We start from the raw sequence: 13,663 nt of genomic DNA on the forward strand, positions 1-13,663 counted from the left end.
GACTGCCCTCCCGCGAAACAACGCGATAAGAGCGTCGCATGACCGTCTTCACCGATCTCGTCGCCGGATACCGGCGTTTCCACGAACATGGCTGGGTCGAACAGCGTGATCGCTGGGCCGAATTGTCGCAGGGGCAGAGCCCCAAGGTGATGGTGATCGCCTGCTCCGACAGCCGCACCGATCCCGCCACCGTGTTCGACGTGTCGCCGGGCGAGATCTTCGTCGTCCGCAACGTTTCCAACCTCGTCCCGCCGTTCGAGCTCGGCGGCGGGCGGCACGGCGTGTCGGCGGCGCTGGAATTCGCGGTGACCCAGCTCAAGGTCGAGGAAGTCGTCGTGATGGGCCACGGCTCCTGCGGCGGCGTCCACGCCTCGCTCACCGGGCGCTTCACCGATGCCAAGCCGGGCGAAGGCGGGTTCATCGCGCGCTGGATCGACATGCTCGACGAGGCACGCGACCGGATCGTCGCGCAATATGGCACCGGCGACGAAGCCGCGCACCAGCTGGAGCTGGAAACCGTCCGCGTCAGCATCGCCAATCTGCGCAGCTTCCCGTGCGTGCGCGAGGCGGAGGCGGAGGGCCGGCTGGCGCTCCACGGCGCGTGGTTCTCGATCCGCGGCGGGGTGCTGTGGGTAATGGGCGACGACGGGGAATTCGCGCCGGCGGTGTGATCCCCCGATTACCGCCCCGGCGCAGGCCGGGGTTCAGTCACGACCGGCCCGATGCTGGGCCCCGGCCTGCGCCGGGGTGGTTGGAGGTTACCCCTTCAGCGCCTCGCGCGCGATGCGTTCGAATTCGGGATCGAGCGCAGGCGGGTCCATCGAGACATTGGCGGAAAGCACATCCGCCACCACGGTGAGCGCCGCGATCCGCGCTGCTTTCTTGTCGTTGCCGTCGATCACGTGCCACGGCGCGATCGCGGTATCGGTGCGCTCGAACATCTCGTGCATCGCCTCCAGATAGGCGGCGCGTTTGGCACGGTTGCGATAATCCTCCGGCCCGGTCTTCCAGCGCTTCCACGGATCCTCGAGCCGGTCGCGCAGCCTTTTGTCCTGCTCCTTCTGCCCGACATGGATGAACAATTTCACCAGGGTCGTCCCCGATTCGATCAGCCGCGTCTCGAAATCGTTGATCTGGCTGTAGCTGCGTCGCCATTCCGCGCGCGTCGCGAACCCCTCGACCCGCTCGACCAGCACGCGGCCATACCAGCTGCGGTCGAAGATCGTGACGTCCCCCGGCTCGGGCAGATGCCGGCGGAAGCGCCAGAGGAAGGGATGCGCCTTTTCCTCCTCGGTCGGCGCGCTGATCGGATAAACCTCGAAATGCCGCGGGTCCCACCGCTCGACGAGGCGCTGGATGATCCCGCCCTTCCCCGCCGCGTCCCAGCCTTCGAGCATCACCACCGCGGGCCGCTGGTGGACGATATGCGCGACGAGGATATGGTTGAGCCGCTCCTGCAGCGCCGCCAGATCGCGATTATACTTGCCTTTGTAGGGCTTGCCCTTTTCGTAATCGGCGAGATCGATCATGGCGGCAACCTGCCGCGAAATCGCGCGCAGCGCCAGCCCCCGGTTATCGAGGCGAATCAGAGCCTTCTACCGTCATGCCGGACTTGATCCGGCATTCAGAGCGACGAGCGATACGGCCTGTGACTCTGGATGCCGGGTCGAGCCCGGCATGACGAGGAAGGTTTTAGCCCGCGGTCGGCACGCCCTCGGCGGTCGAGCGCAGGTTGAGTTCGCGCAGCTGCTTCGCGGAAACGAAGCTCGGCGCACCCATCATCAGGTCTTCCGCCTTCTGCGTCATCGGGAAGACGATCACCTCGCGGATATTGGGCTGATCGGCGAGCAGCATGACGATGCGGTCGATCCCCGGCGCGGAGCCGCCGTGCGGCGGGGCGCCGAACTTGAACGCGTTGATCATGCCCGCGAAGTTCGTGTCGACATCCTCGCGGGTATAGCCCGCGATCTCGAACGCCTTGTACATGATCTCCGGCCGGTGGTTCCGGATCGCGCCCGACGACAGCTCAACGCCGTTGCACACGATATCGTACTGATAAGCGAGGATATCGAGCGGATCCTTGGTCTCCAGCGCCTCCAGCTCGCCCTGCGGCATGCTGAACGGGTTATGGCTGAAGTCGATCTTCTTGTTGTCCTCGTCATATTCGAACATCGGGAAATCGACGATCCAGCAGAATTCGAACCGGCTCTTGTCGATGAGGTCGAGCTGTTCGCCGACGCGGGTGCGCGCGAGGCCCGCCAGCTTGGCGGCCTGCGCCTCCTTGCCGGCGGCGAAGAACAAGCCGTCGTCCGGCCCGAGGCCGAGCGCATCGGCGAGCGCGTTCATCTTGTCCTCGCCGTGGTTCTTGGCGATCGGGCCGCCCCACTCGCCGCCCTTGCGGGTGGCATAGCCGAGCCCGGCGAACCCTTCGGACTGCGCCCAGGCGTTCATGTCGTCGAAGAACTTGCGGCTCTTCTCGGCGGTGCCCGGCGCGGGGATCGCGCGCACCACGTCCCCCGCCTCGACGATCGAGGCGAAGCGGCCGAAGCCCGAGCCGACGAAATGCTCCGACACGTCGGAGATCAGGATCGGGTTCCTGAGATCGGGCTTGTCGTTGCCGTATTTGAGCATCGATTCGCGATACGGAATCTGGCGGAACGGCAAGGCGCTGACCGTGCGGCCCTTGCCCTGCCAGTCGGCGAACTCGCTGAACACGCCGTGGAGCACCGGCTCGATCGCGGCGAACACGTCTTCCTGGGTGACGTAGCTCATCTCGAAATCGAGCTGGTAGAATTCGCCCGGCGACCGGTCGGCGCGCGCATCCTCGTCGCGGAAGCACGGCGCGATCTGGAAATAGCGATCGAAGCCCGCGACCATGAGGAGCTGTTTGAACATCTGCGGCGCCTGCGGCAGCGCGTAGAATTTACCGGGGTGGACGCGGCTCGGCACAAGATAGTCGCGCGCGCCCTCCGGGCTGCTCGCGGTGAGGATCGGGGTCTGGAACTCGGTGAACCCCTGATCGATCATCCGCCGCCGGATCGAGGCGATCACCGCCGAACGCAGCATGATATTGGCGTGGAGCGTTTCGCGGCGCAGATCGAGGAAGCGATAGCGCAGGCGGATTTCTTCCGGATATTCGGCCTCGCCGGCCACCGGCATCGGCAGCTCCTGCGCCACCGACTGGACGGTGACGGCGGTGGCGAACACCTCGATCTCGCCGGTCGCGAGGTTGGTGTTGATCGTCGCGTCGGAACGCTTCTTCACATGGCCGTCGATCGTGACGACCGATTCGGCGCGGAGCGATTCGAGCACCGGCAGCGCGGGCGAATCGCTATCCGCGACGATCTGGGTGATGCCGTAATGATCGCGCAGGTCGACGAACAACACGCCGCCATGATCGCGCTTGCGGTGGACCCAGCCGGAAAGACGGACACTGTCTCCAACGTTGGACGCGGAGAGTTGGGCGCAGGTGTGAGAACGATATGCGTGCATGCGCCGCGCCCTCCCCTTCCATCCCCGCTTTGTCAAGGCGCGCGCGTGGGGCTATGGGGCGCGACTTATGCATGTTCACCCGCTGATCACCGATAACGCGACGCTCGCCAACCTGTGCGCGCGCCTCGCCAACGCCCCCTTCGTCTGCGTCGACACCGAGTTCATGCGCGAGAGCACCTATTGGCCCGAGCTGTGCCTGATCCAGATCGCCGACACCGAAGAAGCGGCGGCGATCGACCCCAAGGCGCCGGGGCTCGATCTCTCCCCGCTGCTCGACCTGCTGGTCGACAATGAGGAGGTGCTCAAGGTGTTCCACGCCGGCGGGCAGGATCTCGAGATCATCTACAATCTCACCGGCAAGACCCCGCATCCCCTGTTCGACACCCAGGTCGCGGCGATGGCGCTCGGCCAGGGCGAGCAGATCGGCTATTCCAACCTCGTCGACAGCTGGCTCGGCATCCAGATCGACAAGGGCGCGCGCTTCACCGACTGGTCGCGCCGCCCGCTCGATCAGCGCCAGGTCGATTATGCGATCGGCGACGTGACGCATCTGTCGAAGATCTTCCCGCGGATGCTCGAACGGCTCAAGAAGACCGGGCGCGGCGCGTGGCTCGATCAGGAGATGGAACGGCTCGCCGATCCCGCCAATTACGCCAACGATCCCGAGCTGGCGTGGAAGCGCGTGCGCATCTCCGGCCGCAAGCCCGATGTGCTCGGCCGATTGAAGGCGATCGCGCGCTGGCGCGAGATGGAGGCGCGCGCCAAGGATTTGCCGCGCGGCCGCATCGTCAAGGACGAGACCCTCGCCGATCTCGCCGGGCATCCGCCGAAGAAACAGCCCGATCTTGCGCGGGTCCGCGGGCTTTCCGCGACCTGGGCGGCGAACGATATCGGCAAGCGCCTGATGACCGCGATCGCCGAGGCGCAGCCGATGTCGGCGAGCGAGATGCCGCCGCGCGACGATCGCAAGCCCGGGCTGGGCAAGGAAGGCGCGCTGGTCGCCGATCTGCTCAAGCTGCTGCTCAAGATCCGCGCGCGCGATATCGACGTCGCGCCGCGGCTGCTCGCACGCGGCGAGGAACTCGAGGCGCTCGCCGCCGGCCAGCGGGAAGGTCTAGCGATTCTAACGGGTTGGCGTTATGACCAGTTCGGGCATGACGCGCTTGATCTGGTCGAGGGCCGATTGGGTTTCGCGGTTCAGGGCGGCAGGCTCAAAATGACGCGAACCGAGGGGAATGCCGTATGACCAAGGCCCTCTTTGCCGTCCTGCCGCTGATTGCGCTGGTCGGCTGTGTCGACGATCGGCCGGGGATGCCCGGCCCGGTGCGCCAGTGCCGCGCCGATGCCGTTCAGCGTTTCGTGGGGGCGCCCTACCGTCCCGATCTCCAGCGCCGTGCGCGGCACATGTCGGGCGCGCGCAGCGTCCGCGTGCTCTATCCGGGGCAGGCCGCGACGATGGACTTCCGCGCCGACCGGCTCAACATCATGATCGGCGAGCGGAATATCGTGCGGAGCATCAGCTGCGGATAGCCAGCGACACCCCCTTCTCCCCTCCCTTGAACAAAGGGGGGGGGGGGAGCAATCACGCCGTCAGGATCGGCGTCCGCCCCAGCGCGGCGGCGAGTGCGTTGTGGCGCTTTTCCACCGCTTCGCCATAGAGATGGCGGTCGGCCGCGCTAAGCCCGAGCGTCAGCCCGCGCCCGCTGACCGACAGGCTGGAACGCTGCAACGGCCCCGCCAGCCCGGCCGACATGCGCTGCCCGAGCCGCATCGCCAGCCCCCAGCCGACCGCGCGCGACAGATCCATGTCGCTCGCCAGCGCCGGGAGCGGCGGCGGGCTCGACGTGCTGCCACCGAGCGCGGTCCACAGCGCTTGCGCCATCATCGCGCGGCCGCGCGCGTCGACCCCGACCCAATTGCCGTGGAGCGCAATCTCCATCCCGCGTTCGGCGCGAAACTCCGGGTTGGCGCGCCAGCCGACATCGGCGAGTTGGCATGCGGAGTGGCGCAGCCGCGCATCGCTCGCGGATTCGCCGACGAACAGCGGCGCGATCCAGTCGTGGAGCAGGTCGCCATGTTCGGGGAAACGCCCCGCCCGGCGCCCCTCGTCGCGCGTCGCCACCACCAGAGGGTCCTGCGCACGCGTCCGCTCGTCGAGCGCGCCGTAGAGCAACCCCTCGCGCAGGCCATAAGCCGACACGATCGTCCCCTTGGCCTTGAGATGCTTGATCAGCGAGGCGAGCAATGCCGCCGCGTCGCCAAGCGTCGGGATGCGCCCGGTCGACAGCCCGGACACCGCCTTTAGCCGCCCCTTGGCGACATGCGAGATCGTCCGCCCGAGCCGCGCCACCGTCTCCGCCGACATGGCGTATTCGTGGATGATCGGGAGCGGATAATGCGTCCGATCCATATCGAGCCGCGCCAGCGCGCGCCACGATCCGCCGACCAGATACAGCGGCAGCCCCTTGCCCGCGCCGCCCCACCCGGCCTCGCGCAGCAGCCGCCCGACGCGCCGGTCGAGCCCGCCCCTGCCTTGTGAAGCGTCGCGCAACGCCGCGATCCGCAGCACCCCGAGCGGGAAGGAGGCGTGCTGGCGTACCTTGCCATTCTTGACCCGCACCAGTTCGAGGCTGCCGCCGCCGAGATCGCCGACGATCCCGTCGGCATGCGGGATCGCCGAGAGCACGCCATAGCCCGCCGCGCGCGCTTCCTCCGCGCCCGACAGCAATTCGACCGTCAGCCCCGCCGCTTCGGCCAGCGCGAGCAGTTCGGCGCCGTTGGCGGCATCGCGTGCCGCCGCGGTGGCGACGGTACGCACCGTGTCGCAGCGCAATTCGCGCACCAGCGCGGCGAAACGCCCCAGCGCCGCCTCCGCCGCGGCCATCGCCTCGGCATCGATCGCCCCGGTCTGCGCGAGGCTGCGCCCCAGCCCCGCAAGCACCTTTTCGTTGAACAGCGTCGCCGGCAGTCGCGCCGGTCCCTGATAGACCACCAGACGGATCGAATTCGAACCGATATCGATGATCGCCGTGCGCGGCGCGGCCATCAATCTTCCTTCAATTCCTGCCGGCGCAACGACAAGGTCGGCACCGCGCCCCCCTCCGCCAGCGCCGCGCCGCGCCCCGAGAGCGAGGGGTTGGTCATGAAATAACGGTGCAAGTTGAATGGCTTGTCGCCCGGCTTGATCCGCGTGTAGCTGCCGTCGGATTCGAGCTCCCAGCTCTGCTCGTCGTCGATCAGATTGGCGAGCATCACCTGATCGAGCACCTGCGCATGAACCGTCTCATTCTCCAGCGGGAGCATATATTCGACGCGGCGATCGAAATTGCGCGGCATCCAGTCCGCCGACGAGATCAGCACATGCGCCTTGTCGTTGGGCAACGCCGCGCCATTGCCGAAACAGGCGATGCGGCTGTGCTCCAGAAAGCGCCCGACGACCGATTTGACGCGGATATTGTCCGACATCCCCGGCACCTTGGGGCGCAGGCAACAGATGCCGCGGATGACGAGATCGATCTCCACCCCCGCGCCGCTCGCCTCGTAGAGCTTCTCGATGATCGCGGGATCGACCACCGAATTCATCTTGGCCCAGATCGTCGCGGCGCGCCCGGCGCGGGCATGCGCGATCTCGGCGTCGATCAACTCGATCAGCCGCTCGCGCAGATAGCGCGGCGAGATGACGACCAATTCCATCCCCTCAGGCTCGACATAGCCGGTGATGTAATTGAACACCCGCGAGGCATCGCGCCCGATCCGCGGATCGGCGGTGAAGAAGCTGAGGTCGGTGTAGATGCGCGCGGTGATCGGGTGATAATTGCCCGTCCCGAAATGGCAGTAGGTGCGGAACTGCCCGGCCTCGCGCCGCACGACCATCGAGATCTTGGCGTGGGTCTTCCAGTCGATGAAACCATAGACCACCTGCACCCCGGCGCGTTCGAGCGCGCTGGCCCACAGCAAATTCTGTTCCTCGTCGAACCGCGCCTTCAGCTCGACCACCGCGGTGACCGATTTGCCCGCCTCGGCCGCGGCGATCAGCGCGTTGATCACCGCCGATTGCTTGCCCGCGCGGTACAGCGTCTGCTTGATCGCCACCACATCGGGGTCCGCCGCCGCCTGCTTCAAGAAAGCGAGCACGACGTCGAACGTCTCATAGGGATGGTGAACGATGATATCCTTGGCGCGGATCGCGGCGAAGCAATCGCCGTCGAACTCGCGGATCCGCTCGGGGAAGCGCGGGGTGAAGGGCGGGAATTTGAGGTCCGGCCGATCCTCGTCGTACAATTGATCGAGATCGCCGATGCCGAGGAACGACCCGCTCTCGGTGATCAGCGCCCCCGCCTCGCCCAATTCCTCGCGCAGCACCGTTTCCAGCGCCTCGGGCATCCCGGTTTCGAGTTCGAGCCGGATCACCCGCCCGCGGCGGCGGCGTTTGATCGCATTGGCGAAATAGCGGACGAGATCCTCGGCCTCTTCCTCGATCTCGATATCGCTGTCGCGCAGCACGCGGAACTCGGCCGCGCCGAGCACGCGATAGCCGGGGAACAGCACCGGGGAGAAGCGCTTCACGATCGATTCGGTCGCGACGTAACGCGCATCGTCCCCCGGCAGCCGCACGAAGCGCTTCATCGCCGCGGGCAGCATCACCAGTTCGCGGATCGGTTCGTCGTCCGACAGGCGGACGAGATCGAACATCACCGCCAGCCCCTTGTTCGGCATGAACGGGAACGGGTGCGCCGGATCGAGCGCCTGCGGGGTCAGCACCGGGAGCAATTGCTCGCGGAAATGGGTTTCGAGCCAGCCGATCTCCTCGACCGACAGCACCGCGTCGACCTTGCTCGATCCGAGCACCTGGATCCCCGAATCGGCGAGCGCGTGGCGGATATCCCGCCACACTTTCTCCTGATCCATCAGCAGCTTGTCGGCAGTTTCGGTGATCGCCACGAGCTGCTGGGTCGGGGTCAGCCCGTCGGCCGAGCGCGCCTCCACCTCGAGCAATTGCTGCCCCTTCAGCCCGGCGACGCGGACCATGAAGAATTCGTCGAGGTTCGAGCCAGAGATTGACAGGAAGCGCAGCCGTTCGAGCAGCGGATGCGCCGGGTTGCACGCCTCCTCCAGCACACGACGGTTGAACGCCAGCCACGAAAGCTCGCGGTTGAAATAGCGATCGGTCGATTGACTCTCGAACGGGTCGTCATCGGCCTTGATGCTGGCGGCGATATGCGCGGGGCGGGTCATTGCAGGTCCGTCGACAAGGGGGGGATCAACGCGGCGCCGGCGAGCGTGGTGCGCGCGAGCGGGATCGACAACCGCTTGCGGCGCTCCAGCACCTCCTGATCCAGCGCATCGACCGTTCGTATGACGGCAATATGACTCCGCTCGATCCGCGCGACCAGCCAGTCGATCAGATCGGGGCGCGCATCAAGCCCGCGGCGCATGAACTGGCGTTCGAGCAATGCGCGCATCAACTGATCGTCAGGCGCGCCGATCGCCGCGATCGGCGAGGCAGCGAGCCGCGAGCGCAGATCGGGCAGCCGGATGCGCCATTCGGGCGGCGCGGCATCGGCGACGATCAGCAGCGGGCGGCGATGCGCCTGCGCCTCGTTCCAGGCGTGGAACAGCTCGGCCTCCGGGCGCTTCTCGGCATCGTCGATGATCGTCCCGCCGCTCTTCGAGGCGAAGATCCGCGCGAGCAGGCTGCGCCCCGATTTGCGCGGGCCGGTGAGCAAGGCGGTCATCACCGGCCACGCCCCCCAATGCTCGACGGTATGCGCCGCGCGCGCGTTCGAGGGCGTCACCAAAAACTCCTCGTCGCGCGGATCGGCGGGCCACTCCAGCGGCAGCGCGATCTGGTTCGTCATCCGCCGGTCGCGTTGCCCGGCGCCGCTTCGGGCGCGGAAGGTTGCGCGCGGCGGATGCGGATCGTCGTCCCGGTGCCGAACACCTGCCACCCGCGCGCCTGCAGCGCGGCGCGGAAGGCATCGGCGGTGCCGCCATAAGTAACGGTCATCACCGATACCCCGCCCAGCGCGAGGCTGGAGGTGCCCGCCGTCGCCACCCCGGGCACCGCACGCATCGCCGCCTCAGTCGCGTTGACCGCGCCGGCGCCCGGCGAATCGAACTGGACCGAGATCGTCGCGCCGCCCGCCGACGGGGCGGTCACCGGCAGCGAATCGTCGGGCAGCGCCTCTTCCTCGGTCGCCGCGACCGGGGGCACATAAGCGAGCCCGGTATCGGTGCGCAGCAGCCCGCCGCGCGACGCCGCCTGATAGAGATCGTCGAGCCGCTTCACCCCGGCATCGAGCAGTTGCGGTAGCCCGGCGGCATTGTCGACGCGCAGCGCGACCTGCCCGAACAATTTATTGTCCGGCCCGCCGCGCGCCTGGAAGATCGCGACGATCGGCCCGCCCGGCCATTGCCGCTGGAGCCGCACGGTGGGGACGAGCACGTTGCTGCCGCCATATTGGTTGAGCACCGATCGCCACCAGCCGCGCCCCGGCCGCTGCGTCTGCCCGTAATTGAGCAGCAACGGATCGGGGCCGGTGCCGACCGGGCGGACATAATCGATCGTGCTGTTGCCGGTGCGATAGCGCGCCCAGGCTTCCTGCCACGCGGTGCGCTGTTCGAACACCGTCGCCGCGCCGCCCGCCCACATCACCGGGATCACCACCATCGGCGCCGAGCGCGAGACGGAATCGCTCACCCCGAGCATCGCGCTCGCCTTGCCGCGATCGAACAGCACCCCAAGCCGCGCGATATAGCGATTGGGCCCGATCTGCTCGTTTTCGACGACGATCCCCGACACGACGGAATCGAGCGCGCCGTCGGATACCAGCCCGCCGCCCGCGCCGAGCCGCTGCGACAATTGCACCCATGCCTTGCGCTGCGCCAGCCGCCACCCGCCGTAGCGCGCGCTATCCGCATCCTTGGCCGAGACGTCGACGGTGACCCCGCTCACCTCATAATCGGACGAGCTGTCGACCGGCGCAACGCCGCGATCGCCGCCTTCGATCTGGGCGATGCCGATACCGGCGCCGAGCAGCACCACCCCGATAGCGGAAGCGAGGAAAAACGGACGGATACGCATCTTGCACCGCCTTTTGGCGAAGCAGGCGGGGAAATCCAAGTGCGATGTGTCGCAACGATCGATTCGTACCTGTCCACCCCGGCGCAGGCCGGGGTCCAGCAACGGGCCGGTCGTAGCTGGACCCCGGCCTGCGCCGGGGTGGTCATCCCTTGTGTCCCTGCGAAGGCGGGGACCCAGTCTGGGCTCCCGCCTTCGCGGGAGCACATGAGGTGCGGAAGCCGATCCAATCACGCATGGAGAACGTTGCCCCCAACGCCTTTGCGCCCTAGACGCGCGGGCATGACCGAAGATCGTCGCAACGCTCCCTATACTTACGCCGACGCGGGCGTTTCCATCGCCGGCGGCAACGCGCTGGTTCGCGCCATCGCCCCGCTCGCCCGCGCGACGCGCCGCGCGGGGGCGGATGCCGATCTCGGCGGGTTCGGCGGCTTCTTCGATCTGCGCGCCGCGGGGTTCAGCGATCCGTTGCTCGTCGCCGCCAATGATGGCGTCGGCACCAAGCTCAAGCTCGCGATCGACCACGGCCGCCACGCCGGCGTGGGGATCGATCTCGTCGCGATGTGCGCCAACGACCTCATCGTGCAGGGTGCCGAGCCCCTGTTCTTCCTCGATTATTACGCGACCGGCCGGCTCGACAACGCGGTCGCGGAGCAAGTCGTCGCCTCGATCGCCGAAGGCTGCAAGATCGCCGGCTGCGCGCTGATCGGCGGCGAGACCGCCGAGATGCCCGGCATGTATGCCGAGGGCGATTATGACCTCGCCGGCTTCTGCGTCGGCGCGGTCGAGCGCTCGGCGGTGCTGACCGGCAGCGCGATCGCGCCGGGCGACGTGATTCTCGGCATGGCCTCCTCGGGGGTCCATTCCAACGGCTTTTCGCTCGTCCGGCGGCTCGCGGCGGACAAGGCGTGGCGGCTCGATCGCCCGGCTCTGTTCGACCCCGATCGGCTGCTGATCGACGCGCTGATGGCGCCGACCCGCATCTATGTGAAAAGCCTCCTGCCGCTCGTCCGCGAACGCCGGATCGACGGGCTGGCGCACATCACCGGCGGCGGGCTGCTCGAAAACATCCCGCGCGTGCTCCCCGCCGGGTGCCACGCGACGGTCGATGCCGATGCCTGGCCGCAGCCGCGGCTGATGGCCTTCCTCCAGGCGCAGGGCGCGATCGAGCCCGCCGAAATGGCACGCACCTTCAACTGCGGCATCGGCATGGCGGTGATCGTCAAGGCAGACGCCGCGGACGCGGTGACCGCGGCGCTCGAAGCCGCGGGCGAGACGATCTTCCGCATCGGCACGGTCGACGCGGGCGAGCGCGGCTGCACCGTGCGCGGATCGGCCGAAACCTGGAGCGCGCGCGGCGACTGGACCGCGACGCATCACGCATGAGCGCGCTCCCCAAGGTCGCGATCCTCGTCTCCGGGCGCGGATCGAACATGCAATCGCTGGTGAGGGCGGCGGGCGACGGTTATGAAGTCGTGGTGGTCGCCTCCGATCGCCCCGAGGCCGCCGGGCTCGCCTGGGCACGCGAACAGGGTATCCCGACCTTCGCGCTGTCGCCGAAGGGGATCGGCAAGGCCGCCTATGAAGCCGCGCTCGACGCCGCGCTGCGCGCCGCGGGCGCCGAATATATCGCGCTCGCCGGCTATATGCGGCTGCTGTCGGATCGCTTCGTCGCCGATTGGCGCGGGCGGATCGTCAATATCCACCCCTCGCTGCTGCCCAAGTACAAGGGGCTCGATACCCACGCCCGCGCGATCGAGGCGGGCGATGCCGAGGCGGGCTGTTCGGTCCATGTCGTGACCGAGGAGCTCGACGGCGGCGCGGTGCTGGGTCAGGCCAATGTCCCGATCCTGCCCGGTGACGATGCGGAAACGCTTGCCTCGCGCGTGCTGGAGGCGGAACATCAGCTTTATCCCCGCGTCCTGAAGGAATGGCTCGCGCGATGAGTCCCGATCCCGCCTCCGCCCTCGCCCGCGTGCGTGAGATCGCGCTGGCGCTGCCGGCGGCGATGGAGCGGCTGAGCCACGGATCGCCCGGATTTCATATCGAAAAGGGCAAGTTCTTCGCCTATTTCTGGCACGATCATCACGGCGACGGCGAAACCGTGGCGATCGTCAAGACCGCTGACGGCGAGGAACAGGCATTGCTGATCGAGCTCGACCCGGATTGCTATTTCCGCCCCGCCTATCTCGGCCCGTTCGGCTGGGTGGCGATGCGACTCGACCGCGACGATACCGACTGGGATCGCGTGGCGGACCGGATCGCGCGGAGCTGGGAACTGGTCGCCCCGCGGCGTTTGCTGGAAATGGGCGGGCGATGAGCGAAACCGCCGATCAGGCCGCGACGCGTCGCCGCTGGGTGACGCTCGCCGAATTGGTCGCGGTCGCCGGGGTGCTGATCGCCGCCGCGACGCTTTATCTCAACTGGTCGGGCCGCCGGGCCGACGAAGCCGCGCGCGCCGCGCAGGCGACGAGCACCGAGCATGCGCGCGGCGTGGTGACCCTGCTCGGCACGGTGGCCGACGGCGGCGATGCTTTGGCCCTGGCCGACAGCGAGCATGTGTTCAGCGCCGCGACCGTCACCTTCCCCAAGGCGCTCGGCGTCGCGCCGCAGGACGCGCTCCCCGGACCGCGCATCATGAGCGACTGGTTCGCCGATGCGTTGCTCAAGGCCAATGAGGGCAGTGACGCGCGCAACGGGCGGCTGCCGGTGCTGATCAGCGTGAGCTGGTGGGACGGCGATACGAAACACAGCCAGACCGGGCTGTACGACGTGCTGTGGCGCACCGAATCGCGCTTCCTGCGCGGGCGGAAGCTGGAACTGACCGGGCTGACGCTGGCGTCGCGCAACGGAACGGCGGCCGCGCTGGAGGCAGCGTGGCAGCGGAAGCGGGCGGCGGCGAAGAAGTAAACCGCCGCGAGCCGGTCACACGTCCGTCATCCCAGCGAAAGCCGGGATCTCGGGCCGTCAGAGAATCGCTCGCACGATATGATCCACCCCGTTCCGCAGGGCTGTACTCCCGCGACGGCGGGAGCCCAGACTGGGTTCCCGCCTCCGGGCCCATCAAACTATTACTTTGATGGGAACCCT

General features: G+C 67.8%; 13 protein-coding genes. 7 read left to right on the plus strand and 6 right to left on the minus strand.

Features of this window, described 5'->3' with window-relative positions; all coding sequences use genetic code 11:
- Positions 1-38: 38 nt before the first annotated feature.
- Positions 39-671: a carbonic anhydrase gene (locus tag NED98_RS05310; RefSeq protein WP_265268334.1), complete on the plus strand. Its 633-nt coding sequence runs from the start codon at positions 39-41 to the stop codon at positions 669-671.
- A gap of 87 nt (positions 672-758) precedes the next feature.
- On the opposite strand, the gene NED98_RS05315 is transcribed toward NED98_RS05310, so the two are convergent.
- Together NED98_RS05315 and aspS are read right to left on the minus strand one after the other, a co-directional pair.
- Positions 759-1,529: a polyphosphate kinase 2 family protein gene (locus NED98_RS05315; protein ID WP_265268333.1), complete on the minus strand. Its 771-nt coding sequence runs from the start codon at positions 1,527-1,529 to the stop codon at positions 759-761.
- A 163-nt stretch (positions 1,530-1,692) separates the two neighbouring features.
- Positions 1,693-3,492 carry an aspartate--tRNA ligase gene (aspS, locus tag NED98_RS05320; RefSeq protein WP_265268332.1) on the minus strand — a complete coding sequence of 600 codons (1,800 nt, stop codon included), beginning with the start codon at positions 3,490-3,492 and terminating at the stop codon, positions 1,693-1,695.
- A gap of 67 nt (positions 3,493-3,559) precedes the next feature.
- On the opposite strand from aspS, the gene rnd reads away from it, so the two are divergent.
- The gene (gene rnd / locus NED98_RS05325) at positions 3,560-4,738 is read left to right on the plus strand and encodes a ribonuclease D (RefSeq protein WP_265268331.1); all 1,179 of its coding nucleotides are present in this window, start codon (positions 3,560-3,562) and stop codon (positions 4,736-4,738) included.
- On the plus strand, positions 4,735-5,022 hold the full coding sequence (locus NED98_RS05330) for an I78 family peptidase inhibitor (RefSeq protein ID WP_265268330.1): 288 nt from the start codon (positions 4,735-4,737) through the stop codon (positions 5,020-5,022). The genes rnd and NED98_RS05330 overlap by 4 nt, the downstream gene beginning before the upstream one ends.
- Before the next feature lie 52 nt (positions 5,023-5,074).
- On the opposite strand, the gene NED98_RS05335 is transcribed toward NED98_RS05330, so the two are convergent.
- Genes NED98_RS05335 through NED98_RS05350 form a run of 4 tightly spaced genes read right to left on the minus strand, consistent with a single transcriptional unit; the run spans position 5,075 to position 10,576 of the window.
- A complete protein-coding gene (locus NED98_RS05335; RefSeq protein ID WP_265312149.1) occupies positions 5,075-6,538 on the minus strand; it encodes a Ppx/GppA phosphatase family protein in 1,464 nt (487 codons plus the stop codon).
- Positions 6,538-8,727, minus strand: a complete 2,190-nt coding sequence (locus NED98_RS05340; protein ID WP_265312150.1) for an RNA degradosome polyphosphate kinase — start codon at positions 8,725-8,727, stop codon at positions 6,538-6,540. Before NED98_RS05340 ends, NED98_RS05335 begins: the two co-directional genes overlap by 1 nt.
- Positions 8,724-9,350 carry an HdaA/DnaA family protein gene (locus tag NED98_RS05345; protein WP_265268327.1) on the minus strand — a complete coding sequence of 209 codons (627 nt, stop codon included), beginning with the start codon at positions 9,348-9,350 and terminating at the stop codon, positions 8,724-8,726. The genes NED98_RS05340 and NED98_RS05345 overlap by 4 nt, the downstream gene beginning before the upstream one ends.
- Positions 9,347-10,576, minus strand: coding sequence for a heavy-metal-associated domain-containing protein (locus NED98_RS05350; RefSeq protein WP_265312151.1), 1,230 nt, complete (start codon positions 10,574-10,576; stop codon positions 9,347-9,349). The genes NED98_RS05345 and NED98_RS05350 overlap by 4 nt, the downstream gene beginning before the upstream one ends.
- A 279-nt stretch (positions 10,577-10,855) precedes the next feature.
- Here NED98_RS05350 and purM point away from each other — a divergent pair, with 279 nt between their 5' ends.
- From purM to NED98_RS05370, 4 genes are read left to right on the plus strand one after another with little or no spacing between them, the layout of a single operon-like run.
- A complete protein-coding gene (gene purM / locus NED98_RS05355; RefSeq protein WP_265312152.1) occupies positions 10,856-11,959 on the plus strand; it encodes a phosphoribosylformylglycinamidine cyclo-ligase in 1,104 nt (367 codons plus the stop codon).
- Positions 11,956-12,519 (plus strand): phosphoribosylglycinamide formyltransferase, encoded by a 564-nt coding sequence (purN, locus tag NED98_RS05360; RefSeq protein WP_265268324.1) that lies wholly within the window; start codon positions 11,956-11,958, stop codon positions 12,517-12,519. The genes purM and purN overlap by 4 nt, the downstream gene beginning before the upstream one ends.
- Positions 12,516-12,893: an MmcQ/YjbR family DNA-binding protein gene (locus tag NED98_RS05365; RefSeq protein WP_179511803.1), complete on the plus strand. Its 378-nt coding sequence runs from the start codon at positions 12,516-12,518 to the stop codon at positions 12,891-12,893. The genes purN and NED98_RS05365 overlap by 4 nt, the downstream gene beginning before the upstream one ends.
- Complete coding sequence (locus NED98_RS05370) at positions 12,890-13,483, plus strand: hypothetical protein (RefSeq protein WP_265312153.1); 594 nt, start codon at positions 12,890-12,892, stop codon at positions 13,481-13,483. Before NED98_RS05365 ends, NED98_RS05370 begins: the two co-directional genes overlap by 4 nt.
- Positions 13,484-13,663: the final 180 nt, after the last annotated feature.

Source organism: Sphingomonas lycopersici, assembly GCF_026130605.1.
In the GTDB taxonomy this organism is placed as follows: domain Bacteria; phylum Pseudomonadota; class Alphaproteobacteria; order Sphingomonadales; family Sphingomonadaceae; genus Sphingomonas; species Sphingomonas lycopersici.